This is a genomic window from Chelativorans sp. AA-79 (assembly GCF_029457495.1).
Lineage (GTDB): Bacteria > Pseudomonadota > Alphaproteobacteria > Rhizobiales > Rhizobiaceae > Chelativorans.
In genome coordinates, this window is the sequence record NZ_CP120361.1 from 425,001 (window position 1) to 450,641 (window position 25,641).

The 25,641-nt window shown below is 63.5% G+C and carries 23 protein-coding genes and 1 tRNA gene; 13 read left to right on the forward strand and 11 right to left on the reverse strand.

The window, feature by feature from the left end:
- Positions 1–56: 56 nt before the first annotated feature.
- From rsfS to PVE73_RS02120, 8 genes are all read right to left on the reverse strand, one after another.
- Positions 57–431, reverse strand: coding sequence for a ribosome silencing factor (gene rsfS / locus PVE73_RS02085; protein ID WP_277365357.1), 375 nt, complete (start codon positions 429–431; stop codon positions 57–59).
- A 208-nt stretch (positions 432–639) separates the two neighbouring features.
- Entirely contained in the window at positions 640–1,296 is a 657-nt protein-coding gene (locus PVE73_RS02090) for a nicotinate-nucleotide adenylyltransferase (RefSeq protein WP_277367316.1), read from the reverse strand.
- 46 nt (positions 1,297–1,342) lie between these two features.
- The gene (locus tag PVE73_RS02095) at positions 1,343–2,629 is read right to left on the reverse strand and encodes a glutamate-5-semialdehyde dehydrogenase (protein ID WP_277365358.1); all 1,287 of its coding nucleotides are present in this window, start codon (positions 2,627–2,629) and stop codon (positions 1,343–1,345) included.
- Positions 2,613–3,785 carry a glutamate 5-kinase gene (gene proB / locus PVE73_RS02100; RefSeq protein ID WP_277365359.1) on the reverse strand — a complete coding sequence of 391 codons (1,173 nt, stop codon included), beginning with the start codon at positions 3,783–3,785 and terminating at the stop codon, positions 2,613–2,615. Before proB ends, PVE73_RS02095 begins: the two co-directional genes overlap by 17 nt.
- 9 nt (positions 3,786–3,794) lie before the next feature.
- Positions 3,795–4,832: a GTPase ObgE gene (gene obgE / locus PVE73_RS02105; protein ID WP_277365360.1), complete on the reverse strand. Its 1,038-nt coding sequence runs from the start codon at positions 4,830–4,832 to the stop codon at positions 3,795–3,797.
- Between the two features lie 115 nt (positions 4,833–4,947).
- A complete protein-coding gene (locus PVE73_RS02110; RefSeq protein WP_277365361.1) occupies positions 4,948–5,541 on the reverse strand; it encodes a GNAT family N-acetyltransferase in 594 nt (197 codons plus the stop codon).
- A gap of 119 nt (positions 5,542–5,660) precedes the next feature.
- Complete coding sequence (gene rpmA, locus PVE73_RS02115; RefSeq protein ID WP_277365362.1) at positions 5,661–5,930, reverse strand: 50S ribosomal protein L27; 270 nt, start codon at positions 5,928–5,930, stop codon at positions 5,661–5,663.
- A gap of 95 nt (positions 5,931–6,025) precedes the next feature.
- Complete coding sequence (locus PVE73_RS02120) at positions 6,026–6,679, reverse strand: 50S ribosomal protein L21 (RefSeq protein ID WP_277365363.1); 654 nt, start codon at positions 6,677–6,679, stop codon at positions 6,026–6,028.
- 264 nt (positions 6,680–6,943) lie between these two features.
- On the opposite strand from PVE73_RS02120, the gene PVE73_RS02125 reads away from it, so the two are divergent.
- Positions 6,944–7,033: transfer RNA gene (locus tag PVE73_RS02125), tRNA-Ser, on the forward strand.
- 444 nt (positions 7,034–7,477) lie between these two features.
- Here PVE73_RS02125 and PVE73_RS02130 read toward each other — a convergent pair.
- On the reverse strand, positions 7,478–8,617 hold the full coding sequence (locus PVE73_RS02130; RefSeq protein ID WP_277367317.1) for a M20/M25/M40 family metallo-hydrolase: 1,140 nt from the start codon (positions 8,615–8,617) through the stop codon (positions 7,478–7,480).
- 153 nt (positions 8,618–8,770) lie between these two features.
- On the opposite strand from PVE73_RS02130, the gene PVE73_RS02135 reads away from it, so the two are divergent.
- The 12 genes from PVE73_RS02135 (at position 8,771) to PVE73_RS02190 (ending at position 22,535) form a co-directional block, all read left to right on the forward strand.
- Complete coding sequence (locus PVE73_RS02135) at positions 8,771–9,583, forward strand: IclR family transcriptional regulator (protein ID WP_277365364.1); 813 nt, start codon at positions 8,771–8,773, stop codon at positions 9,581–9,583.
- 136 nt (positions 9,584–9,719) lie between these two features.
- Entirely contained in the window at positions 9,720–10,478 is a 759-nt protein-coding gene (locus tag PVE73_RS02140) for an ABC transporter ATP-binding protein (RefSeq protein ID WP_277365365.1), read from the forward strand.
- Positions 10,479–10,507: 29 nt separating this feature from the next.
- A complete protein-coding gene (locus tag PVE73_RS02145; protein ID WP_277365366.1) occupies positions 10,508–11,731 on the forward strand; it encodes an amino acid ABC transporter substrate-binding protein in 1,224 nt (407 codons plus the stop codon).
- 83 nt (positions 11,732–11,814) lie between these two features.
- On the forward strand, positions 11,815–12,960 hold the full coding sequence (locus PVE73_RS02150; protein WP_277365367.1) for a C45 family peptidase: 1,146 nt from the start codon (positions 11,815–11,817) through the stop codon (positions 12,958–12,960).
- Positions 12,961–12,981: 21 nt separating this feature from the next.
- On the forward strand, positions 12,982–13,803 hold the full coding sequence (locus PVE73_RS02155; RefSeq protein WP_277367318.1) for a polysaccharide deacetylase: 822 nt from the start codon (positions 12,982–12,984) through the stop codon (positions 13,801–13,803).
- A gap of 14 nt (positions 13,804–13,817) precedes the next feature.
- A complete protein-coding gene (locus PVE73_RS02160) occupies positions 13,818–14,696 on the forward strand; it encodes a branched-chain amino acid ABC transporter permease (protein WP_277365368.1) in 879 nt (292 codons plus the stop codon).
- Positions 14,693–15,673 carry a branched-chain amino acid ABC transporter permease gene (locus PVE73_RS02165; RefSeq protein ID WP_277365369.1) on the forward strand — a complete coding sequence of 327 codons (981 nt, stop codon included), beginning with the start codon at positions 14,693–14,695 and terminating at the stop codon, positions 15,671–15,673. The genes PVE73_RS02160 and PVE73_RS02165 overlap by 4 nt, the downstream gene beginning before the upstream one ends.
- On the forward strand, positions 15,670–16,407 hold the full coding sequence (locus tag PVE73_RS02170) for an ABC transporter ATP-binding protein (protein ID WP_277365370.1): 738 nt from the start codon (positions 15,670–15,672) through the stop codon (positions 16,405–16,407). The genes PVE73_RS02165 and PVE73_RS02170 overlap by 4 nt, the downstream gene beginning before the upstream one ends.
- A 53-nt stretch (positions 16,408–16,460) precedes the next feature.
- Positions 16,461–18,491: a hydantoinase/oxoprolinase family protein gene (locus PVE73_RS02175; RefSeq protein ID WP_277365371.1), complete on the forward strand. Its 2,031-nt coding sequence runs from the start codon at positions 16,461–16,463 to the stop codon at positions 18,489–18,491.
- Positions 18,488–20,218, forward strand: coding sequence for a hydantoinase B/oxoprolinase family protein (locus tag PVE73_RS02180; RefSeq protein WP_277365372.1), 1,731 nt, complete (start codon positions 18,488–18,490; stop codon positions 20,216–20,218). Before PVE73_RS02175 ends, PVE73_RS02180 begins: the two co-directional genes overlap by 4 nt.
- Positions 20,211–21,392 (forward strand): M20 family metallopeptidase, encoded by a 1,182-nt coding sequence (locus tag PVE73_RS02185; RefSeq protein WP_277365373.1) that lies wholly within the window; start codon positions 20,211–20,213, stop codon positions 21,390–21,392. The genes PVE73_RS02180 and PVE73_RS02185 overlap by 8 nt, the downstream gene beginning before the upstream one ends.
- A 39-nt stretch (positions 21,393–21,431) precedes the next feature.
- Positions 21,432–22,535: an NADH:flavin oxidoreductase/NADH oxidase gene (locus PVE73_RS02190; RefSeq protein WP_277365374.1), complete on the forward strand. Its 1,104-nt coding sequence runs from the start codon at positions 21,432–21,434 to the stop codon at positions 22,533–22,535.
- Positions 22,536–22,698: 163 nt separating this feature from the next.
- Here the strand turns inward: PVE73_RS02190 and PVE73_RS02195 are convergent, their stop codons facing one another.
- Complete coding sequence (locus tag PVE73_RS02195; protein ID WP_277365375.1) at positions 22,699–23,010, reverse strand: cupin domain-containing protein; 312 nt, start codon at positions 23,008–23,010, stop codon at positions 22,699–22,701.
- A 139-nt stretch (positions 23,011–23,149) separates the two neighbouring features.
- The gene (locus PVE73_RS02200; protein WP_346772394.1) at positions 23,150–25,636 is read right to left on the reverse strand and encodes a gluconokinase, GntK/IdnK-type; all 2,487 of its coding nucleotides are present in this window, start codon (positions 25,634–25,636) and stop codon (positions 23,150–23,152) included.
- Positions 25,637–25,641 lie beyond the last annotated feature (5 nt).

Here is a 25,641-nt window from a genome sequence, read left to right on the forward strand (position 1 = left end):
TTCCGGAGACCTGATCACGGCTTCCGGCCAGTCCTGCCTCAAGCCGCGAACGGCTCCTAATGAAGCGTCTCGTCCTCCAGGTCCGGAGCCTGCCACATCTTCTCGATGTTGTAGAACTCACGGACCTCCGGGCGAAACACATGAACGATAATGTCGCCCGCGTCGATCAACACCCAGTCGGCGCCCGACAGGCCTTCCACCCGCGCATTGCCGAAACCGGCATCCTTCATGGCGCGGATAAGGTGCTCCGATACGGCCGCTACATGACGGTGCGACCGGCCGGAGGCTACGATCATGTAGTCCGCCAGCGGAGACTTGCCCTGAATGTCGATGGAAACGATATCTTCCGCTTTCGAGTCTTCCAGACTCTGGAGCGCTGCTTCTAAGGCGCGTGACAGGCTCTCTTCGCGTGTCCCGGCCGGCGAAGGCAAGATGGCTGCCTTCCTCTGAAGTGCTGTTCTCAGTGTCTTTCCTTTCCAATAAGAACAACGAAATCGCGCAGCACATACTGCACGATAACCTATAGATAGGCAGACAAGCTTGTCAGTTTCAAGACAAGTTCTCCTTCTCGTGAGGGAAAGGCGTCGGTAGAAGGGGCGTTCCCTGCCGCTTCCGCTCGGCTCTGCCGCGGACATGTGCTTACGGCAGTCGCCTCGGTTCCTTTCCGGGCCGGTCCCCCGGCTGATCGTTTCCGCCGGCCGGAGATTTTCGCCAGCCGGCTTCCGCGCGCAGCGCGGTGGAAGAAAGCGAGGAGCGCGGCCCGTGAATGAAGGTCCAGGCGGGCGGCTTGATGCGGGCAAGAAGAGGCGCGTCCGCCTCGTCGATGCGCGCGTGGTCGAAGGCCTTGGCCATGGTGGAAGAGAGAAAGGACAACGTCGCCCCAGGCCGGTCGATCACGGCGATCGGCACGCTGCGTACGATCGTCCGCCACCGCTCCCAGCGATGGAACGTGCGCAGGCTGTCCGCGCCCATGATCCAGACGAAATGGACACCCGGATTGCGCGCCTGCACGATCTCGACCGTGTCGGCCGTGTAGCGGATGCGGTATCCGGCCTCGAAGGCGGTGATCTTGATGCGCGGGTCGGTCACGCAGGCTTCCGAGCGCGCAATTCGCTCGGAAAGCGGCGCCAGCCCGCTGTGGTCCTTCAGCGGATTGCCGGGCGATACCATCCACCAGAGCTGATTGAGCTCGAGTCGCCGAAGCGCCGTCTCGGCCACCAACGCGTGCCCGGCATGGGGCGGGTTGAAGGAGCCGCCGAAAAGTCCCACCGCCATGCCCTTCTCCACATGCGGCATGCGCAGGTAATGCGCCTGAATTTCCTCCCCCGCCGAAACCACGGTTTCAGGGCCTTGTCTGGCCGGTGCCGCGCACACGGTATTTGAAGGAGGTGAGCTGCTCGACGCCCACCGGCCCGCGTGCATGCATCTTGCCGGTGGCGATGCCGATCTCCGCGCCCATACCGAACTCGCCGCCATCGGCGAACTGGGTCGAGGCGTTGTGAAGCAGGATGGCCGAGTCGATCTCGTTGAAGAAGCGCTCCACGGCGACAGTATCCTCGGCCACGATGGCCTCCGTATGATGGGAGGAATAGATCTCGATGTGTTCGATGGCTCCGGAAATGCCGTCGACCAGCTTCACCGAGATGATCGCGTCCAGGTATTCGGTGCGCCAATCCTCTTCCGACGCGGGCTTCGCCTTTGGAAAGCGCTCGCACACTCCCTCATCGCCGCGGATTTCGCAGCCGGCGTCGGCAAGCGCTTCAAGGACGGGCACGAGATGGGTCTCGGCCGCCACCCGATCAACCAGCAGCGTTTCCGCCGCGCCGCAGATGCCTGTCCGCCGCATTTTGGCGTTGACTGCGATGGGTACCGCCATGTCGAGTCTGGCCGACCTGTCGATATAGAGATGGCAGATGCCTTCAAGATGGGCGAAGACCGGCACACGCGCTTCGTTCTGCACGCGCTCGACGAGACTGCGTCCTCCTCGCGGCACGATCACGTCCAGATTGCCGTCGAGGCCTTTCAGCATCTCGCCAACGGCCGCGCGATCGGTCACCGGCACGCGTTGGATCGCGTCTTCCGGAAGGCCCGCCTTCAGCAGCCCTTCAACGAGGCAGCCGTGGATCGCCGCAGACGAATTGGCCGAATCCGAACCGCCGCGGAGAATCACGGCATTGCCGGCCTTGAGGCAGAGCGCGCCGGCATCCACCGTCACATTGGGCCGGCTTTCGTAAATGACGCCTATAACCCCGAGCGGCGTGCGCACGCGCTCGATGTGCAGGCCGTTCGGCCTGTCCCATTCGGCGATTATATTACCGACCGGATCCTCGAGAGCGGCAATCGCGTGGACTCCCTCGGCCATTGCGGCAATACGCTTGTCGTCCAGTCTCAGCCTGTCGAGGAGGGCGCTGGACAAACCGGCAGCTTTTCCCTTCTTCATATCGGCCGCATTGGCGGCCAGGATCCTTGTCTTGTTTGCTTCGAGGATGTCGGCCATGGCGAGAAGGGCCGTGTTCTTCCGCTCCGCACTGGCAATGGCAAGTGGCCGGGCGGCGGCGCGGGCACGCTGCCCAAGCTCTGCCATCAGTTCACTGATGTCCTTTACGGCTCCCTTATGCGCCTGCAACATCGGTCCCCTCCACCTTTCGCTTGTCCGCCTCGCCCGTGGGCTGCGAAAGCACCAGATCATCCCGGTGCACCATCGCCGCCCGCGCTTCGTAACCGAGAACCGCAGCGATATCTCCGGTTTTGAGCCCCGCGATCTTTACGGCATCCGCCGCATCATACGCAACCAGCCCCCGGCCCGCCTCGCGCCCGTCCGGCCCCATGATGGCCACCGTGTCCCCGCGCGAGAATGCACCTTCAACACGCTTCACACCCGCCGGCAGCAGGCTTTTTCCCTGGAGCAGCGCCCTCAGTGCACCATCGTCGATGCCGATGCGGCCGGCCGGCTCGAGTTGCCCGGCAATCCAGGTTTTGTAGGCCCGTACGGGCATCGGACTCGGCTTGAAAAGAGTGGCCCTCGCACCACGATCTATTGCGCTCAGCGGGCCAAGTTGCTTGCCCGAGGCGATGATCATGGCCACGCCGGCAGCCGTCGCAATGCGCCCGGCATCGAGTTTCGTGCGCATGCCGCCGCGCGAGAGATCGGAGGCCGCCGCGCCTCCCATAGCCATGATCTCCGGTGTGATCCTATCCACCACCGGAATAAAGCGCGCGGTCGGATCGCGTTCAGGGGCTGCGGTATAAAGCCCGTCCACGTCGGAAAGCAGAACGAGCAGATCGCCGCCCATCATGGTGGCCACGCGCGCCGCCAGCCGGTCATTGTCGCCGTAGCGGATCTCGCTGGTGGCGACCGTGTCGTTCTCGTTGATGACGGGAATGGCCCTCATCTTGAGCAGCGTCGAGATGGTGGCGCGGGCATTGAGATACCGTCGCCGCTCTTCCGTGTCGCCGAGCGTGACGAGCACCTGGCCGGAGATGAGGCCGTGGCGGCCAAGTTCACCTGACCAAGCGCCAGCCAATGCAATCTGGCCGACCGCCGCCGCGGCCTGGCTCTCCTCGAGCCGGAGCGCTCGCCTCCCGAGCCCAAGCACCGTCCGTCCCAAGGCGATCGCCCCCGAGGAAACGACCAATACTTCCGTACCCGCTGCCGCAAGCCGTGCGACGTCGTCGACGAGAGCGGCAAGCCACTCGCGCCTCAGACCCGCAGCACGGTCGACAAGCAACGCCGAGCCGATCTTCACGGTGACGCGGCGATAGGAGGAAAGCGAAATTCCACTCATGACATCGGCCTATTTCTGCCAGCGCTCGTCGACAGTGTCACCCTCCCGCTCTTCTTCCCGGGCTTGCTCCACCATGCGCATCAGCGCCCGGAGCACGTCCTGTACGCCCTCACCGGTGGCGGCGGACAGAACAACGGGGTTGCTCGACGCCGCTTCTTTCAGCGCGCCAAGTTTTTCCGCTCGCCCTTCCTCGTCGAGCAGATCGGCCTGGGAGAGGGCCACCACTTCAGGCTTGTCAGGAAGTCCGTGACCATAGGCCTTCAACTCGGCGCGAACGGTCTTGTAGGCGGCTGCGACATCCTCCTCCCGCGCCGATATCAGATGCAGGAGTCCCCGCGTGCGCTCCACATGGCCAAGGAAGCGGTCGCCGATGCCAACGCCCATATGTGCGCCCTCGATAAGGCCAGGGATATCCGCCAGGACGAACTCGCGCGCATCGACGCGGACCACGCCCAGATTGGGGTGCAGCGTGGTGAAAGGATAATCGGCAATTTTCGGTTTCGCAGCCGTAACGGCCGCCAAAAAGGTGGACTTGCCTGCATTGGGCAGACCAACCAGCCCGGCGTCCGCGATAAGCTTGAGCCGCAACCAGATCCAGCGCTCCTCCCCCGGCAGGCCGGGATTGGCCCGGCGTGGCGCCTGGTTGGTGGAGGACTTGAAGTGCTGGTTGCCAAAGCCGCCATTGCCGCCCTCGGCCAACCGATAGCGCTGGCCGACCTCGGTCAGATCGCAGATCGGCGTCTCGTTGTCTTCCTCGAAGACCTGCGTGCCCACCGGGACTTTCAGGACAACGTCGGCTCCTTCGGCGCCGGTCCGGTTGCGACCCATGCCGTGCATGCCCGGCCTGGCCTTGAAATGCTGCTGATAACGATAGTCGATCAATGTGTTGAGGCCATCGACAGCCTCCACCCAGACATCCCCGCCACGTCCGCCATCACCACCGTCCGGTCCACCGAACTCGATGAATTTCTCGCGCCGGAACGAAACCGACCCCGCCCCGCCGTCGCCGGAGCGTATGTAGACCTTGGCCTGATCGAGAAATTTCATCGCATCACGCTCATCGTTGCCGGGTTCATCTAGCGCATCGGGCGCCCAAGTGCGAGGGTGCTTGGGGAAGACACGCAGGTCCTTGGAACCCGCGTGTCTCTGTTGAGGTCGCATTCTAGTGGCGGGCGCCCCAGCTTCTGAGGCTCACCCAGGTGCGGCGATCAAGCTGGTAACGCTCGACAGGAACCTTGCCCGCGACGAGCGAATCCATCATGCCCTGGACCACATACTGGAATCCGCACTTGTGAATCACCCGGCGCGAGGCCTCGTTGATCACTCTGCACGAGACGTTGAGCTTCTCGATATCGGTCGCGCGAAAGGCGAGATCAACCAGCGCATGCGCCACTTCGGTGGCGTAGCCATGCCCCCAATAGGGCTCGCCGATCCAGTACCCGAGCTCGAGTCCATATTGGCGCACATCCAGCCCGGCGCAACCGATGAAGGCACCGCTGTCGGCAAGGGCGACTGCGTAGTGGCAACCGGAACGATCCCTCGACCGGCTCCCGCGCACGAAGGTAGCCGCGTCAGCCTCCGAATAGGGGTGCGGCATGCGCGACAACATTTCGGCCACCCGGCGGTTGTTCGCAAGTTCTGCCATCTCGGGAATGTCGTCCTCGTGCGGTGGACGCAGTACCAGCCGCTCGGTGACGACGACAGGACAGTCTATCCTTAAACTCTCACCCTCGGCCTCTTCGGTTTCGGCAACCATCACTTATCCTCCGGACAAAAATTAAGGGGAGATGGCGACCCATCTCCCCTGAACCTTTCCGGACTTTCCCGGACACCGGCCCCCTTGATGGGTCGCCGGTATCTTTGGTGCGGAACCGGCTACTCCGCTGCTTCCATAATCGGGTTTACCGACACGTAGGTTCGCCCGTTCGCTTTCGTGGCGAAAGATACCGCGCCGGCTTGGAGAGCAAAAAGGGTATGGTCCTTGCCCATGCCGACATTGGCGCCGGGATGCCACTTCGTCCCGCGCTGACGGATGATGATGTTGCCGGCGAGCACCTTCTCGCCGCCGAATTTCTTCACGCCAAGGCGCTTGGACTCAGAATCGCGACCGTTGCGCGACGAACCGCCAGCTTTCTTGTGTGCCATGACTCTACTCCTTCGCCCCTGGGGCGCTTTCCTAGTCCTTATGAACGCTCACGCGCCCAAATGCAATTCCGTTTTGCTGGGGCCAGCGCCCCGATTTATTGCGCCAGCTTCTTTGCCTGCTCGCGCCAGTCTTGAATCTGTTCGGCGCTGAAAGGCATCGCTTCGTCGATGCGCGCGATGTCTTCATCGGTCAGCGCGGCGAGCTGTGCGAAAGTCGTGAGACCCTGCTCCTTGAGCTGGCCGGCCGCAACCGGGCCGATGCCCTTGATCGCGGTCAGATCGTCCGCCTCGCCCTCCGGCGCGGTGAAGAGCGTCGCCGCGGCAGCCTTGCTCGGCGCGGCCTCCTTTTTGGCCTTGGCCGGCTTCTCCTCCGCGGGTGCGGCCTTTTCCTCGCTCTTGGCTGGCTTGGCCGCGGCCTTCTTTGAAGGCTTGGCGCCATCGAGCAGGATTTCTGATATCCGGACGGTCGTCAGAAGCTGACGATGTCCACGCTTGCGGCGCGAGTTCTGCCGCCGGCGTTTCTTGAAAGCGATGACCTTCGGCCCGCGCCCTTGATCCATCACTTCGGCAGCCACGCTCGCACCCTCGATGAAGGGAGCGCCGATCGTGACATTCTCGCCCTCGCCGACGGCGAGCACGCTGCCGATCTGAACGATCTCACCGACCTCGCCGACGATCCGCTCGACCTTGAGCACGTCGTTTGCGGCAACGCGATACTGCTTGCCGCCGGTTTTAATGACTGCGAACATCTTTCTTACCTTTCAGTGTCCGTTCCGGCTTTGCCCGCCGCAGGGCGGGCAGCCGTCTTTTTTTCAGTCGTTGAACGAGGGCTCCAGGCCCACGAAATAAGCGGCGCAGAGCATACCCCACGCCGCAGACAGCGGGTCCATAGTGGAACAGGCAAAAAAGGTCAAGGCAAGCAGCGAAAAATGCTCATGCCCGGCCTTGTGTCGCGGCCGCAACGCCGCTATCTAAGCGCCGCTGCACCCTGGCGCTTGCGTAGCGCCCCGCGCGGAGAGGTGGCAGAGTGGTTGAATGCACCGCACTCGAAATGCGGCATGCTCGCAAGGGCATCGGGGGTTCGAATCCCTCCCTCTCCGCCATTTTCCGCCACTCCAGTATGACTCTGCACTGGTGGTTGGCAAGCAGTTCCTCCACTATCGGTGGCGCCATCACGGACAACGAGTGAGCGGATGTTGCAAACTAGCCTGCTCGACGACCCCGATCGGCGAGATCCAGTGCATCCTGAGGGTTGGCAAAGATCGTCTTCACAACAGCTCTGTACCTCGGCAAAAAGCGGCAATCGCTTCAATCCACATTGGTTTCGAATGTCCCATCGTGAGGAAGCTGCACATCTAAGACTGCCGGCATCGACGCCTGTTGCATCCGGTTGAGCCGCGCGATTTGGTTCTGTTCGCCCACCAATGTATGGTGCATGGCCACACGCTTGCGCTCAAGAGTGCCCGACGTTCAGCTTCTTGCCAGCGCCGTTCGGTCTCTTCGCGAGCCAAACGACGACGTTCCTCGGTAAATTCTTCAAACTCGTGTCAGACGGCGCCGTCGAGCGTGGCGAGAAGGGCAGCGATGAGCCGGCCGCGTTCTGCAAGGCTCTCCGTGACGATGTGCTCGTCCAATGTGTGAGGGCCATCGCCACGGGCGCCAAGGCCGTCGAGCGTGGCAATTCCCATTGCGCCGGTAAAGTTCCCATCCGAGCCGCCACCGGAATTCTGAGGCGGAATCTCGAAGCCCAGTCCACGTGCGAGCCGCGCCGCATGCTCGTAGAGCGACCATGATGCATCGCTCGCCGTCCAGACCGGGCGGACCACGTCGCGTGTCACATCGACCTGTACATCGGCGCCCACCGGTTTCAGGTTGCTGATCCGTTGGATCGCCTCGGCAAGTTTTTCGTCTGTCGTGGCAGAAACCAACGCCTTTGCCCGGCATGTGGTCGATACACAATTCGACCATTGCCCGCCATTGACGACTCCCACGCTATAGCCCGCATCGGCATCGGTCATCGCTTCGATGGCGATGATCTGGTGCGCCATTTCACGGATCGCCGAGACCCCTTCGCCCAGGCGAAGCCCGGCATGGCTCGGACGGCCGCGCGTCTCCAGTTCGAAGCGAGCGATCGCATACCGTCCGGTGACCACGCCGCCATTCCTGCGGGCAGGCTCGGGCACCAGCACGTAGCGATGGCGCGCGGCCTCGGCCTCGATGAGTGCCCGCGTGCTCGGGCTTCCAACTTCCTCGTCGCTCGTAAAAAGCACGGTGACGGGCAGCTTCGTTTCGAAGCCTGCCTTGCGTAGCTGGCCTATCGCTTCAAGCGAAAGATAATTGCCGGATTTCATGTCGAGCGCGCCGGGGCCGTAGCAGAGCCCGTCTTCCTCGCGCCATCCGAAGTGATCGAGCGTGCCGAGGGGGTGCACCGTATCCAGATGTCCGAGCACGAGGATGCCGGGCTGGTCGCGGCGCGGATGCGCGAAGCTGGCCTTGACGCAATCGCCATAGCCGAGTGTGCCGGGAATGCGCTGGATCTCGGCGCCGAGGATGGCCAGATGGCGCGATGCGACATCCATCATGCGGTTGACTGCCGCGCGATCATAGGTCGGACTTTCGGTCTCGACCCATTCGCGCAATCCTGCCGCCATGTTGCGGGCATCAAAGGCAAGCTGCGTCACGTCGATTTCCGCTGCAATCTGCTTCGTCATGTTTGCGTATCGCTCTGCAATTTGATTACATTGACGCCATTTTAGGTCGGGATTTTCGCGGCGGTCAAACCGAACCCGGTCCCGTGGTGGCAGCAAGATAGGTCCGGACAATCGGGCCAGGAGGAAAAAGTGACGGCAAGCGATACGCGCGTCCTGAATGCCGGGGCGGCACCAACGGAAATGCGGGAACCGAAGAACGACCGGTTGTTCGTGGAAGCGCTTGCACGTGGCTTCCGCGTGCTGGAGGCATTCGCCGACAATCCCGCTCCGATGTCGCTTTCTGAAATCGCCGCGGCAACCGGGCTGGACAAGAGCGCGGCCCAGCGTCTCGTCCACACGCTGGTGAATATCGGATATCTGGAGAAGACGCCTGCCGGTGTCGCGCCCAGTCGGCGCGTTCTCGAACGTTCCTTCGACTATCTGCGCTCCAACCCGCTCGTCCACCGCGCCGTTCCAATCCTCGCCGACCTGCGACGGACCGTCAAGGAACGTGTCGATCTCAGCCTTTTCGACGACCTTTCAATGATTTACGTGGTCCGCATGCAGAGCAAGCGGGACACGTTCTATGCGCATCTGATCGGTCGCCGCGTTCCGACATTCTGCACATCGGGCGGTCGCGCCGTGCTCAGCCATCTCGGCCATGAAACGGTACTCGATATCCTTCACCGCTCCGATCGGCGCAAGTTCACGCCGCGTACCACGGTGGAGATCGACAAGATACTCGCCCGCATCGAGGAGGTTCGGGACACGGGCTATTCGCTTGCCATCGAGGAGATTCTCGTGGGCGAGATTGCCGTTGCCGCAGCAGTGCTCGACGGCGCGGGCCAGCCGGTCGGCGCAATTCATATCGCAGCGTCGCTGGCCGAATGGCAGCCCGAAGAGTTCGTTTCGCGGGCGGGGCCGCTCGTTACTGCAGCGGCTGCCGGTTTGCGCCCCGCCTGAAGGTGGAGGCGCCGCTCCTCGCGCGATGTATCGTGAGACACATCTCAGTACTGCTTGACAATGCAAGAGAGGGATACCTAATCTGGCAATAACAGTTCGATTGTATCGCACAGCAATACGAACTCGGGGAACATAAATGGCTGCCTTACTCAGCGAACGGGCACGGGCCGACTCGACCGGCGAGGTGCTGCTTCAGGTCTCGGGGCTGGCTTACGACTATTCCGGCGTAAGCGCCGTCTCGGATTGTTCGCTGGAACTTCCGCGTGGCAAGATCGCGGCTTTGATCGGCGGGAATGGCGCCGGCAAGACGACGAGCGTCAAGATGATCGCGGGCGCGCTCCGGCCCCGTTCCGGCAGCATTGTGCTCGACGGTCGGGATATCACTAACATGCCGGCTCATCAGACCGTCGAACTCGGCATCGCGCTGGTGCCGGAAGGGCGGCTGGTCTTCCAGCATCTCACAGTGCGTGAGAACCTGATCCTCAGCGGCCATGTGCGCCGCGCCCGCGAACGCTGCCAACAGAATTTGGAGCGCGTTTTCGATCTGTTTCCCAGGCTCGAAGAGCGTCAGGGCCAGAATGCCGGCTCGCTGTCGGGAGGCGAGCAGCAGATGCTGGCGATCGGTCGCGGGCTGATGACCATGCCGCGCATCCTGGTGCTGGACGAGCCGTCGCTTGGACTCAGTCCCATTCTCGTCTCGCAGATATTTTCCCTTATCCGCAAGCTCAACGAGGAGGGCATCAGCGTTCTTCTGGTTGAGCAGAACGTCCATCACACCCTGGCCATCGCAGACTACGCCTATGTGCTGGAGAAGGGACGGGTCGTTCAGAAGGGCGAGGGTCAGGCGCTGCTCAAAGATCCTAAAGTCAAGGAAGCTTATCTCGGGCTGGCCTGATGGCCTGCAATCACAATGGGAGACGGCAGATGAGAAGACGTACTTTCCTCCAGGGGACAACGGCAGCGATGATCGCCGGGGCCGTGCCGAAGCTCGCGTTCGGCCAGGACAATACGATCACCTTCGGCGGTTCGATCCCAATGACGGGCGCGGCGGCCGAGACCGGCCAAAACGTGCTCCAGGGCTATCAATGCGCCGTCAAGTTCATCAACGAGGAGATGGGCGGCGTCGAAATCGGCGGCCAGAACTACCAACTCGACCTCAATCTCTTCGATGACGCGTCCGACCCGGCGCGAGCCACGACGCTGATCCAGCGTCAGGTGGACGAGGGCATCAATTTCTTCCTCGGCTCCTTCGGCTCCAACATCGTGCTTCCCACCTGCTCGATCACCGAGGCGGCCGGCCGCATCATGGTGCAGGCGGGCGGCGGTTCCGATCTGATCTTCACGCAAGGCCGCAAGCGCGTCTTCGGCATATTCCCACGCGCTTCGCGCCAGTTCGTGTCCTCGGTAGACATGTTCGCCAGCCTCGATCCGGCGGTGAAGACCGTGTCCATCATCTATACCAATGACGCCTTCTCGGAATTCCAGGCCAAAGGAGCTCACGCCAGCCTGGAAGAAGCGGGCATCGAAGTGCTGGACTACATCGCTTTGCCGGCCGAGGTCAGCGACGTATCCAATGTGTTGACCTCGGTTCGCGAAAACACGCCCGATGTGCTGGTCTGCACCACCCATGACCAGACCTCGATCCTGATCGCACGTCAGATGGTATCGACCAACACCAACGTGCCGATGCTCTATCAGACCCTCGGCCCGCAGACCTCCGCTTTCCAGGATGCGCTCGGCAATTATGCCAACGGAGTCGTCACGCAGGCATATTGGTCGGAGCGCGCGCCGTTCTCGGGCGACTACTTCGGCTCGGCCGCGGATTTCGCGGAGTATTTCCGGGCCAATTTCGACCGCGAACTGACCTATCACATGGCCAGCGGCGCGGTGTGCATCGTCGTCTATATCGAGGCCGCCAAGCGGGCCGGATCGCTCGATGTCGACGCCGTGCGTGACGCGCTGTCGGCGATCGACTTCGAGTGTTTCTACGGGCATGTGCGTTTCACCGAGGACGGCGACGGCGATGCGTCCCTGCTGGGGCCGCTTCTGATCCAGCGCCAGGACGGCGAGATGGAAGTCATCGCGCCACCTGACGGAGCCTCGGCCGACCCCATCTATCCGGCCCCGACGTGGGAAGAACGCGCCTGATCGGGTGTGTTGAACATAGTGGCATCCGGCGCATCGTCGGGCGCCGCACTTCCAGTTCAAGCTAAAAGGTCCACAAACCCGGCATGGCAGATCTTCCGCTATTAGAACTCGGCCCGGATCCGCGTGAGCGGGGCCGTATCCACGGCTCGACATTGGCCGATGCGATCAGGGACAATATAGAGACCTATCTCGCGCGTTTCGAGGCCGCCGGCGCCGACCGCCCGACGATCCTGAAGCAGAGCGAGGGCTGGCTCGATTTCATCCGGAACGACAATGGCGAATATGCCGAGGAGATGGCTGCCATCGCGGAAGCGTCCGGTGTCTCGCTCACCGAGATCGCCATGCTGAATGCCCGCTACGAGATCACCTATCTCGCGTTCGGTGCGGAGGTCAGAGCCGCCGATACAAGGCTGGAGCAGGAAGGCTGCACATCCTTTGGATTGCTGCCGGAGGCGACCGCCAACGGCCACACCATCTTGTGCCAGAACTGGGACTGGCTTGCGAATGTCCAGGGACGCACATTCATCCAGCGTGTAAGGCGTGGAGCCTCTCCCGAGGAAGGCAAACCCGATTTCATCGGCTTCAGCGAAGCCGGCATAGTCGGCTCGAAAATGGGTGTGAACGCCGCCGGGATCGGCCTTTGCGTCAACGGGCTGGTGACGCCGCGCGACGGCACCACCGGCATGCGCAAGCCTTTTCATGTCCGTTGCAAGGAAATTCTCGACGCCTGGAGATTCGACCAGGCACTCCTGCCGGTCGTACAAACCGACCGCACCGCATCGAGCAATTATCTCATCGGTCATCGGGACGGCGAGATTCTCGATATCGAGGCGACACCGGAACATTGCGCCTATCTGACGCCGACCGACGGGCTGGTGGTTCATGCCAACCATCTGGTGAAGGAAACGCGCGTCACCTCGCAGATGGAGCGCATCGCGCCCAATACGCTCTATCGTGGCCCGCGTGCCGAACGCCTTTTGAGGCGGCATCTGGGTTCAGTCGATCGTGCAGTGATCGAAGAGGTGATCCGCGATCATTTCTCCGCGCCGGCCGCGATCTGCCGTCACCCCGACCCGGCCTTGCCGTCGGCAAAACGCGTCGTCACGGTGGCCGCCATTCTGCTCGATCTCGATGAGCGCATCCTCTACGCCACTGACGGACCGCCCTGCGAGGCACCCTTTCAAGCCTTCCCGCTTTATACGGAACAGACCCGTTCCGATGCTGCCTGAGGAGACATTCCCGTGGACGACATGACCCCGATCGAATGGCCCGACGGTGCGCGCTGCGCCGTGATGCTGACTTTCGACTTCGACGCCGAGACGCTGTGGCTGTCTCGCAATCCCGACAATGCGCGGCGTCCCGGCGTGCTGTCGCAGGGTGTCTACGGTGCCAAGACCGGCGTACCCAAGATCCTCGAATTGCTGCGGGAGGAAGAGTTGAAGGGCACCTTTTTCGTGCCGGGCTGGACCGCCGAGAAATACACCGACCGGATCGAGGCGATCGCGGCCGCCGGGCATGAGATCGGCCATCACGGCTATCTGCATGAATGGATCGACCCCGACTATCCCGATAAGGAGCGCGAGGCGCTCGAAAAGGGGCTTGAAGCGCTCAAGAAAACCGTTGGGATCAAGCCGAAGGGATATCGTTCGCCCGCCGGCGAGACATCGCAAAACATGATTGGCCTGCTGCATGAATACGGCTTCGCCTATGACAGCTCGCTCATGGATCAGGTCAGCCCCTATCGGCATCAATTGTCCGATGGATCGCGCGGGCCGGTGGAACTGCCCTGGCACTGGAGCCTCGACGATGCGCCCTACGCGCTCTTTGCCATCCAGTCGCCGCGTCCAATCCACACCAACGATCACATCCTGAATATCTGGAAACAGGAATTCATGGAAATTTATCGCTGGGGCGGGCTCGTCAACATAGTCACCCATCCGCAGATCATCGGGAGGCCTTCCCGGCTTGCCATGCTGCGCGAATTCATTGCCTTCGTGCGCCGCTATCCGAATGTATGGTTCGCAACCGGCGACGAGGTTGCCATGGCCTGGGCCGCCAAGGAAAACGGTTAGGGCGGTTCACCACGATGACGCTCTTTCTGCAAACAGTTCTGAACGGCCTCGTGCTGGGAGGTATCTATTCGCTTGCTGCCGTTGGGTTCTCGCTCGTCTTCGGCGTGCTCGGCATCGTCAATCTGACGCATGGCATCTTCGTGGTCGCGGGAGCGTATGGCGCCCTTTTCCTGTTTGCACGGATGGGCATCGACCCGCTTTTGGCCATCATCCCGATCGGACTGGTCCTGTTCGCCGTCGGCTATGTGTATCAGCGCACCATCATCCAGTGGGCCGTTTCGCGCGCTTCGCTGGTCGCCTCCCTGGTTGTCACTTTCGGCGTTGCCATGATGGCGCGCAACGGGCTGCAACTCGTCTTCGGGCCAGATGTGCATACGATCACGCCGACATACAGCTTCATGAGCCTGACCCTTGGTCCGCTTCGTATCGATGTCGTGCGGATCGTCGCCCTCGGGGCCAGCTTGGTTCTGCTCGTGGCCCTCGCCCTGGTTCTCGCCCGCACGCATTTCGGACGGGCGATCCGCGCGACCGCCCAGCAGCCGCTGGCGGCCGAACTTTCCGGGCTCAATGTGCGCAATCTGCATGGACTCACCTTTGGGCTTGGCGCAGCGATGGCCGGCGCTTCCGGCGCCATTATCGGCATCGTCCAGCCTTTTACGGCGGCAAGTGAGGTCGCCTGGACACTCAATGCCTTCATCGTCGTCGTGCTCGGCGGCATCGGCAGTCCGGCCGGGGCGCTTGTGGGCGGGCTGCTCCTTGGGCTGATCAATGCCTTCACGGCGCAATATATCGGCCCCTCTCTCACCCAGGCCGCCATGTTCCTGGTGCTGGTCCTGATGCTCCTGGTGCGGCCCAGCGGCCTGCTCGGCAACGCGTTTGGAGAAAGCCGATGAACCGCACGCTCCCTCTCGTCATCGGTGCGGTCATAGTCATTGCCGCGGCACTGCTGCCACTCTGGATCGGACCTTTCTACACACGCGTGGCCCAGCTCTTCTTCTTCTCGGCCGGCATGGCGATCGCGTGGAACATTCTCGGTGGCTTTTCCGGCTATTGGAGTTTCGGCCACACGGTCTTCATCGGAATGGGCGCCTTCAGCGCCGCCCATATCGTGAACAGGCTCGGCCCGTTCGGCGACGGGCCGTTGTCGATGATCGCCCCGATCCTCCTGGCCGGCCTCATCTGCGGATTGTTCGCGGCCATCCTCGCCTATCCGATCCTTCGCCTGCGGGGCATCTATTTCGCGATAGCGATGCTCGGCGTGAGCCAGGTCGTCGGCGAACTGGTGAACAATGTGAGCTGGTTCCAGGGGGGCATCGGAGTCTTCCTGCAGACACCGGTTCCCAGCGCCATGACCCCGGAGGACTTCTTCTACTACATTTTCGGCGGGCTGCTCCTGCTGTGCTTCCTGATCTCGGTTGCAGTACGCAATTCCCGCTTCGGCTACGCGTTGCTGTCGATCCGTGAAGACGAGGATACCGCCATGATGCTGGGCGTGGCGACCGAGCGTTACAAGATCATGGCCTTTGTGCTTTCCGCTATTCTCGTCGGCATTATGGGTGCGGTCTACGGCTACAGCGTCGGCTATTTCACGACCTATACCGTCTTCCGCCTGGACTTCTCCCTGAACCTGATCGTCTTCTGTCTGATCGGCGGGATAGGCACCCTGTTCGGGCCGATCATCGGAACCGCGGTCATGCTCTTCATCACGCAGGTGCTGCTGTCACGCTTCCTCGACATCCACCTTCTCATCACCGGCGCCATGGTGGTCGCGATCATCCTTCTCATGCCTGGCGGCATCATTGGCGCCCTGAGTTTCCGGAAACGCAGGGCAAACCAGGCTGAACCGGCCGCGGCGGAGGCGAGGGCATGAGCGGGATCATCCTGTCGGGGCGCGGAGTCACAAAGTCCTTTCGTGGGCTGATCGCCATCCAGAACGTCGATTTCGAGATACCGGCTGGCGCCATCTTCGGGCTGATCGGGCCCAATGGCGCCGGCAAGTCGACCCTGTTCAATCTCATCACCGGCTATTACCCGCTCACAGGAGGCGAGATCCGGTTCAAGGGCGAGGATATTTCCGGCCTGCCCACCTATCGACGCAATCAGGCGGGTATCGCCCGGGCCTTCCAGATATCGAAACCCTTCCCTGCCCTTACGGTGCGGGAAAATGTGCGCGTGGGCGCGATGTTTGGCAGGCCGGGCGGAAGCCAGCCCGAAAAGGTGGTGGATGAGGCGCTTGCCATTGCCGGTCTGGAGGAACTCGCCGACCGCACGGCGGAAGGGTTGACCGTTGGCTCGCTTCGCAAGCTGGAGGTCGCGCGCGCCTATGCCACCCGACCCTCGCTTCTCCTCGCCGACGAACCTTGCGCCGGCCTCAACCCCATCGAGACGGAGGAAATGGTCACCTGCCTTCGCAAGGTGCGCGAGCGGGGCACGACGGTGTGGCTGGTTGAGCACGACATGAAGGCGGTCACGAGCATTTGTGACCGCATCCTCGTGATCGACGCCGGCCAGAAGATCGCCGAGGGAACGCCCCAGGAGGTCGTGGCCGACCCCAAGGTGATCTCGGCCTATCTCGGCGAACCGCTCGAGGAGCAGGCCAGCTGAATGACGGTCTCGGCACGCAACCACTGACATCGACCAATCATGGACCAGGAATCATGAAGCATTTCGGCGGCGGAGGCAGCGGCGCGGACCGTATCGGCGTCGAGATTGGCGGCACTTTCACGGACCTTGTCTGGTCCGGCCCCGACGGCCGGCTGCATACGGGCAAGACCCCTTCCACACCGCACGCCATCCACGAAGCGGTGCTGACCGTGATCTCCGAGGCCGGCATGCCGCTCGATGACGTCGCCGGGATCACGCATGGTTCCACGGTCGCCACGAATGCGCTGATCATGCGCAAAGGCGCATCGGCCGGGCTTCTGACCACCAAGGGTTTCCGCGATGTGGTCATTGTCGGGCGAGGTGACCGCGATCACGGCATCTACGACATGCAATATCGCCGCCCGGCTCCACCGATCCGGCGCGGCATGATCCGCGAAGTTCCCGAGCGCATCGGTCCCGACGGCGAGGTGATCGTTCCGCTCGACCTGGAAGTTGCCTGGCGCGAGGTCGAGACCTTCCTCGCCCAAGGTGTGGAAGGCATCGCCATCAGCCTTATCCACGCCTACCGCAACCCCGTGCATGAAAAAGCGCTGGCGGACATGATCCGTCGGCGTGCGCCGCATGTCGCGATTTCCGCGAGTCATGAGGTGTCGCCGGAGTTCCGTGAATACGAGAGAAGCGTCACAACTGTGGTGAATGCCTTTGTAGGACCGGTCGTGGAATCCTATATCGACCTCCTCGATGCCGGCCTGCGCGACAATGCTTATCGCGGCGTCTTGAAAATCATGCAGTCCAATGGCGGCGCCATGCCGGCGGACGCGGCGGGCGCCAATGCCGTTCGCATGCTTCTGTCCGGGCCGGCGGCCGGCGTGCGCGCGGCGATGTGGTTCGCCGAACGCAACGGGATCAGGGACGTGATCACGCTCGATATGGGCGGAACGAGCACGGATGTCGCGATTGCACCGGGCCTCGTTCCCAGCATGGTCCCGGAGCTTAAGATCGACGGTCTGCCCGTGCGTACAGCCGCGGTCGACATGGCCACGATAGGCGCTGGCGGCGGTAGCATAGCTACCATCGATCCAGGCGGGTTCCTGGCCGTGGGGCCGGAAAGCGCCGGAGCCGTGCCTGGCCCGGTTTGCTACGGGCGCGGCGGCACGCGGCCGACCGTCACCGATGGGCAAGTGGTCGCCGGCCTCCTGCGGCCGCAACAATTCTTCGGCGGCCGGATGGAGCTTTCCAGCAGTGCGGCGAAAGCCGCGCTCGCCTCGCTCGACAGCGAGGGCGATGCGAGGCGCGCGGCGGACGCCGTGCTTCGACTCGTCAACAGCAACATGGCGGCGGCCGTTCGGCTTGTCTCGACCGGGCGCGGCATCGATCCACGCGATTTCACACTCGTCGCCTATGGGGGTGGCGGGCCGCTGCACGCGGCGATGGTCGCCGATGAACTCGGCATCACACGGGTGCTCGTACCGTGGTCGCCCGGTCTGGCGAGCGCCTTCGGCCTGCTGATCGCGGATACCTTGATCGACGCCGCTCAGAGCGATCTTCACGGGTTGAATGATATGAGCCTGGACGCCGGGCGCTGCAGCGATCTGCGCGCGCGCGGCCACGAACTCGCCAGGGCCCATGGCATCGAGGAGGGCGGCTACGGGATCGAGATCGGCCTCGACATGCGCTATGTGGGGCAGGCCTTCGAACTGACGGTCTGGACGGAAGGGCGCGCGAGATCGAAGGAGGAACTGCGCCGGCTCTTCGAGGACGAGCATCGCGCAAGATATGGATATGCTCGCGCCCGGCTGGACGTCGAGGTCGTGTCCTATCGTATCCGCCTGACGGCGAGGTCGGATGCCCGGTTTTCCACGCCGCTGCCTGCGGGTGAGGGCGATGTCCCGGAGGAAGTCCTCATTTCGATCGACGGCGCCGATCTCGCAGCAAAGGCGCTCGCCCGCGACAGCCTCGCCGTCGGCGGCAAGGTTTCCGGCCCCGCAATCCTTTCGGAACCCACCTCGACGACCGTTGTGCCGCCAGGATGGGAAGCGGAATGCCTGACGACCGGCGACCTGGTTTTGCGGAGGGTTTCGTGAATACCGATCGCACGCTGATGGTGATCCTGGCACGCGCGCTTCAGGCAGCCACTGACGAAATGGCGGCAAATCTCATCCGCTCCGCCTTCTCCGCCGTCGTCCGTGAGGCGCGCGACTGCTCCACCGCTCTGCTCGATTCGCAAGGCAGGGTCGTGGCCCAGGCCGATATGATCCCCATGCAAACGGCAGCGCTCAGCGCTTCCTTCGCCGCCGCGGCTGAGCAGCTTGACCTGTCCGGCGTGACGCCACGCAGCTTCGTGCTGATGAACGATCCCTATAGCGGCGGCCAGCATCTCAACGATATCATCCTGTTCACGCCGATCTTCCACGATGAAGAGCTTCTGGGCTGGAGCGGCAGCACCGCCCATCATCTCGACATTGGCGGCGGCTCCGCCGGCGTCAACACGACCGCACATGAACTGATCCAGGAAGGGATCGTCATCCCGCCTTTGCTGCTCGATATCGACCGCGACTGGCATGGCGGCATGATCGAGCGCCTGATCTTCGCCAATATCCGCACGCCGGAGATCGGCATGGGCGACATGGATGCCCAGTTCGCCGCCAATGACGTCGGTGCGCGGCGCGTGCGCGAACTCGCGGAGAGATACGGGCCGGAAACGGTACGTACCGCCATGCGGGAAGCGCTCGACTATTCGGAACGGCGCATGCGCGCCGCGATTGCCGAGATTCCGGATGGAAGCTGGACTGGCGAGGCCTTTCTCGACAGCGATGGGCGCGAGCCCATCGGCAAGCCGATCCGGATCGTCGCCACCGTCACGATTTCGGGTGATGAGGCCACGCTCGATTTCACCGGCACCGACCCGCAGGTGCGCACGATGTTCAACTCGCCTCTGGCCAGCAGCATAGCCGGCGCCGTGACGGCTTTGCGCAGTGTCCTCGGCGACACCGAGATGCCGGCCAATGACGGCTGTAACCGGCCGCTGACCATGATCTTTCCCGAGGGCTCGGTGCTCAATCCCAGGCCCGGCGCGCCGGTGCGGGCGCGCGCGACCGCCTGCTGCCGCGCTCTCGATGCGGTCCACGATGCCCTGGCCGAGGCGTTGCCGGGCCGTGTGCCTGCCGAGGGCGCCAATTCCACAACGGGCTTCTTTCTTGCTCACGACAGGCCCGAGGGCGGCATCGCTATTCATCTCGATGTGCTCGGTGGCGGCTGGGGTGCGGCTAATGGCTATGACGCCATCCACGCCACCGATCATGTCTTGTCCTCCTGCCGGCTGACGCCGTCCGAGGCGATCGAGCAGCTCAATCCGCATGTTCGCATAGAAGGGTTCGGATTGATCCGCGATTCCTGGGGAGAGGGACAATTCAACGGCGGGCAGGGTATCTTCCGGCGTTTCCGCATTCTCAGGAACGATGTCACGCTCAGCCTTTATTCCGACCGCTTCCGGCTTGCTCCGCGTGGACGGGCAGGCGGCCGTGACGGTTTCAGCGCGCGGCTCACGGTCGAGCGGGACGGCGAGCTCATCGAGCTCGGCGCAACGAGCACCTTCCCGCTAAGGGCCGGAGATCTGGTCGAGATTCGTCTGCCGGGCGGCGGCGGCTGGGGGCCTCCGCCCGAACGTGACCGGGAAGCGGTGCGGCGTGACCTGGAAGATGGGTTCATCTCGCCCAAAACGGCGCGCGACATCTATCGGCTGGACGTTCCGGAACACGCACCGCCTCGTGAAGCAATATCCCCGATGGGGCAAGGAAGGATCGATGTCTGAAACTTTCGAACAGGCCCTGCCGCGCGCAGAGGAGATCGACACCGAGGCTTTCCTCGCGGGAATCGTGCGCTGGGTGGAGATGGAGACGCCGTCGGATCGCCCGGATTTGATCGACCTGCTGCTCGAACACGTCGAGCAGTCGTTTTCGGGATTGCCCGTCGAGATGCGCCGCGTCACCTCGCGTGATGGCTGCGGCGGCCAACTCGTCATGGAGTACGCGCCCGAGGGCTGTGAGGGCAAGCCGGCATTGCTGATGGGGCATGTCGACACGGTTTGGGATGCCGGCACGCTCGCCGAAAGGCCGGTGAAGCGTGAAGGCGACCGCCTGCACGGGCCGGGCATATTCGATATGAAGGCCGGCTCTTACCTGGCGACCGAAACCCTGCGGCGGATCGCCGAGAAGGGGCTTGTGCCGCCGCGCCCGATCCAGGTCTATCTCAATGGCGACGAGGAACTCGGCAGCCCGACCTCACGCGAGACGATCGAAAAACTCGCCGCCGGGGCGGCTTTTGTCCTCGTTCCAGAACCCGCCTTCGAGGCGCCGGGCACCGTCATCACCGCCCGCAAAGGCTGGGCACGTTTCTCGCTCATCGCTCATGGCGTCTCCTCGCATGCCGGCGGCAACCGGACCGACGGGCGAAGCGCTATTCACGAGATCGCCCGGCACATCATGGATATCGAGGCGATGAACGAGACCGAGGAAAAGGCGACCTTCAATGTCGGCACCGTAACGGGAGGAACGCGCGCCAATGTGGTGCCGGATTTCGCGCGTATCGAGGTCGATATGCGCGCCGAAGACATAGCGACGGCCGAGCGTCTCGTCGCACGGATGCTGGCGCGCCGACCGGTCGGCGAGGATATCCGGCTGGACGTCGAGGGCGGAATGAACCGGCCGCCCTTCGTGCGTTCCGCTGAGGTCGCCAGGCTCTATGAGGCGACGCGAGCGCTTGCGGAGCATCTCGGTCTGCCGATGGATGAGACTTCGCGCGGCGGTGTCTCGGACGGCAATTTCGCAGCCGCCATCGGTCGTCCAGTACTCGATGGGCTCGGCTGCAACGGCGCGGGTGCCCATGCCATTCACGAGCATATTCTGGTATCCACGGTGGCCCCACGGGCCGCGCTGATACATGCCATGCTGATGTCGCGTCATTTCCAGGACCTGGCAATCGGCTGATCCCGCCCGAACCTTTCGCTCCGTATTTGGGAGACGCAATTGAGCGCTCTGTTTTCACCATTCACATTGAAGGAATTGACGCTGGCCAACCGGATCGTCGTCTCGCCCATGTGCCAGTACAGCGCGGAGGACGGCTCGGCGACGGATTGGCACCTCGCTCATCTGGGAACGCTGAGCGCATCCGGCGCGGGGGCGCTGATCGTCGAGGCGACCGCAGTGGAAAGGGAGGGACGCATCACCCATGGCGATCTCGGTCTTTACAATGATGCCAACGAGGAGGCGCTGGCGCGCATTCTGGTCCACTGCCGTGCGCACGGATCGGCCCGGCTCGGCATCCAGATCGGCCATGCAGGGCGCAAGGCTTCCGCACACAAGCCATGGGATGGCGGCCGCGCGCTTGGCGTGAATGAAGACCCCTGGACGACAATCGCGCCGTCCGCGCTCGCTTTCGGCGAAGGCTGGCATGTGCCGCGTGAAATGGACGAGGCCGATCTGGAACGCGTGAAGGTCGCGCATGTGGAAGCCGCGCGCCGGGCCGAGCGCCTCGGATTCGACCTGCTGGAGGTCCACGCGGCGCATGGCTATCTTCTGCACCAGTTCCTCTCTCCAATTTCCAACCACCGCATCGACGGCTATGGCGGCAGCGCGGAGAACCGGATGCGCTTTCCGCTCGAAGTGGTGCGTGCCGTCCGCGCGGTCTGGCCGGAGGGGCGGCCGCTCGGCCTACGGATCACCGGACGCGATTGGATGCAAGGTGGCATCGAGCTGGAGGATGCCGTGACCTTCGCCAATCGGCTGAAGCAGGAGGGCGTTGATTTTGTCTGCGCGTCGAGCGGCGGCGTGGCGCCGAATGCCGTCCCGAGGATCGAGCCGGGTTACCAGATACCATTCGCGGAGCGCGTGAAGCGCGAAACGGGGCTTCCGACCCGCGCCGTCGGCCTCATCTCCACGCCGAAACAGGCCGAGGCGATCATCTCCGAGGGGAGAGCCGACATGATCGCGCTGGGGCGCGCCTTCCTCGACAACCCCCATTGGGGCTGGTTGGCTGCCCGCGCCCTGAATGCCGAGATCGAGCGGCCGGTCCAGTACCAACGGGCAGCGGACAAGGTTTGGCCCGGCGCGGCCTATGCGGACGCAAACTGATTGGCGCGAGACGACGGAATTGTTGTGAAAGAGGCCCCGCCAGTGTCGTCAATGATGGCGCGCGGCGCGGGCTGGGACCTTTGCTAAACCTGCTCCCACTTTCGGAACGTATAATGGGAGTTTGCCCGCCGATTATTGATTCTTTTGCGCGAACGGTGCCGATCTAGGTCGACGGCGGGGAGGCGAGCAACTCGACCTCGACGAAGGCGATCTCTTCATCGCTGTCATTTGCGATATTGTGCTCAACCCCGGCGGGTCGGGTATAGCTCTTGCCGGTTTCGATAGGATAAGGGCTTCCGCTGTCGCCGGGCCGATTCTCCACGGTCAGCGTGCCGCCCTTGACCGGCACCACGACGTAGGCGGCCTCATGACGATGCGAACCGGTTTCGCTGCCCGGCGGAAAGCGCCAGAGAGTCGCCCGGAGATGCGTCTCCGAAATTTGAAGTTCCGATATGGCGGCGCTGCGTTTGCTCATGTGCGTTTCCCTTGCGGACCGTCAGTTTTTTCGTGTTTAAAAGAACGCCAGCGAACGTTCACCGGTAGGACCGAGGTCTCAGTTTGGCCCATTGCTTCCGATCAACGCAAGAAGCCCCACATACAGGACGCAAGCAACCTCAAGATTCATGACGACGCTTTTGCGCCGGGCCGATGTCATGCAGGTTCAGGGCCGTTCCGACCAAGGCGAGGTGGGAGAAAGCTTGCGGGAAGTTGCCGACCTGCCGATGGAGGCGAGGGTCGTATTCCTCGGCGAGCAGACCGACATCGTTGCGCAGCGCCAAGAGGCGCTCGAACAGGACGCGGGCTTCCGCATCGCGATTCTGCAAGGTGTAATTGTCGGCGAGCCAGAAGCTGCACGGCAGGAACGCGCCCTCGCCGGGGGGCAGGCCGTCGACGCCCTTTTGTGTGCGGTAGCGCAGGACGAAGCCGTCCGCCACCAGTTCGCGCTCGATCGCGGCCACGGTGCCGAGGACGCGCGGATCGTCCGGCGACAGGAAGCCGACCATCGGGATCAGCAGAAGGCTGGCGTCGAGCTCCTCGCTGCCGAAACTCTGCGTGAAGGTGTTGCGGCGGCGGTCGAAGCCCCGTTCGCAGATGGTTGCGTGCATACGGTCGCGAAGGGCGCGCCAACGCTCCACCGGCGCTTCGAGCTTGAAGCGCTCGGCGTCGAGCAGGGCGCGATCGAGCGCCACCCATGCCATCACCTTGGAATAGGTGAAATGGCGCTGCCCGCCCCTGACCTCCCAGATGCCTTCATCCGGCTTTTCCCAGATCGCTTCCAGATGCTGGATCAGGCTGTCCTGCAGAGCCCAGCCCGACGGGGCGGGCGCGAGGCCGTGGTTGCGCGCCTGGTGGAGCGCGTCGAGAAGCTCGCCATAGACGTCGAGCTGCATCTGATTGGAGGCCGCGTTGCCGATGCGCACGGGGCCGGAACCCTGATAACCGGGCAGCCACGGCACCTGCCATTCGTTCAACTGCCGCTCGCCCGCCACGCCGTACATGATCTGGATCTGCTCGGGACTGCCGGCGGCGCTGCGCATCAGCCAGTCGCGCCAGGCCCGCGCCTCCTCGACATAACCGGCCGACATGAGCGCGATCAGCGTCATGGTGGCGTCGCGCAGCCAGCAATAGCGATAGTCCCAATTGCGCGGCCCGCCGATCTGCTCAGGCAGCGAAGTCGTGGGTGCGGCGACGATGCCGCCGGTGGGAGAATAGGTCAGCGCCTTCAGCGTCAGCAGCGAGCGCTGGACCGGCTCCTTCCACGCACCCTCGTAGGTGCACTGCTTGCACCAGCCGCGCCAGAAGGTCTCCGTCGCCTGCAAGGCTGCACGCCAGTCGAGGGCCGGCGGCACGGGCAAGTGGGAAGGCCCGTAGGTCAGCACGAACGGGATGCATTCGCCCCCCCGGGCGACGGTGAATTCGGCCACAGTGGCGAGGTTCTCGCCGCGCAGCTTGATCGGCGTGCGCAGGGCGACGGCGTTCGGCCCCGCGACGGCGCTGAGGCCTGACCCGTCCTCGAGCCGCGTGACCCACGGGACCGAGGCGCCATAGTCGAACCGAAGCTGGAGGTCGAGGCGCATCGTCACCTTGCCGGACCGCCCCTCCACCAGCCTGACGACGGAGGCGTTCGGCTGCCCGAGCGGCATGAAATCGATGAGGGCGACCTCGCCCTCGGGCGTTTCGAAGACGGTCTCCAGGATCATCGTGCCGTCGCGATAGGCACGCCGTGCGCGAGCCGCCGGATCCGCCGGCGCCAGGCGCCAGCGCCCGTGCTGTGCCGTGCCGAGCAGGGCCGCGAAGCAGGCGCCGCTGTCGAAACGTGGCCAGCACAACCAGTCTATGGAACCGTTGCGGCCGACGAGCGCGGCCGTGGTGCAATCACCGATCAGCGCATAGTCTTCGACGGGGAGCGGTCGATCCGGCTCGGCACAAGGGGAGGGTGCCACCGAAGGGTGGCGATGTTCGAGTTTCCGGTCGTCGGGGGGAACGGTGGGGCGCTGGCCGCGCTTGCGGGTCCCGCTCGCGGCCGCTCCTTGCCCCTGTTTCAGCGCCAAATCTCCGACAATCCGGCTGACGATGCCATCGGTGGGAGAAGCGATGTCGACCGTGATCGCGGGCTCCTCCGGCGAAGGCGCTTCGAGCGCCGCCATCTGGCTGGCGAGCAGGCCGGGCGGCATGAAATGGCCTTTGCGGGCGGCAAGCCGGGCGGCGATCAGTGCCTGTTCGCCACCCAGATACACGAACCAAACTTCCGGCCGGCCGCGGGAGAGGAAGTCGCGATAGCTGCGCTTCAGTGCGGAGCATGTGATGACGCCGGCACTGCCGGCCCGCCGCCACCCGTCGATCCACGCCGCGACCTTTTCGAGCCACGGCTTGCGGTCGGCATCGGTGAGCGGCGTCTCGGCATGCATTTTTTCGATGTTGGCGACGGGATGCAGGTCGTCGCCCTCTTCGAAGGGCCAGTCGAGCCGTTCGGCGAGTGCCTTGCCGACCGTCGTCTTGCCGGAGCCCGAGACGCCCATCACGACCAGAATCGGATGCGGCTGGTAAGATGCTGCCTCGAAGGCGGCTTCTTCCGTGGAAACCTCGGTCGGTTCGGTCATTTCTC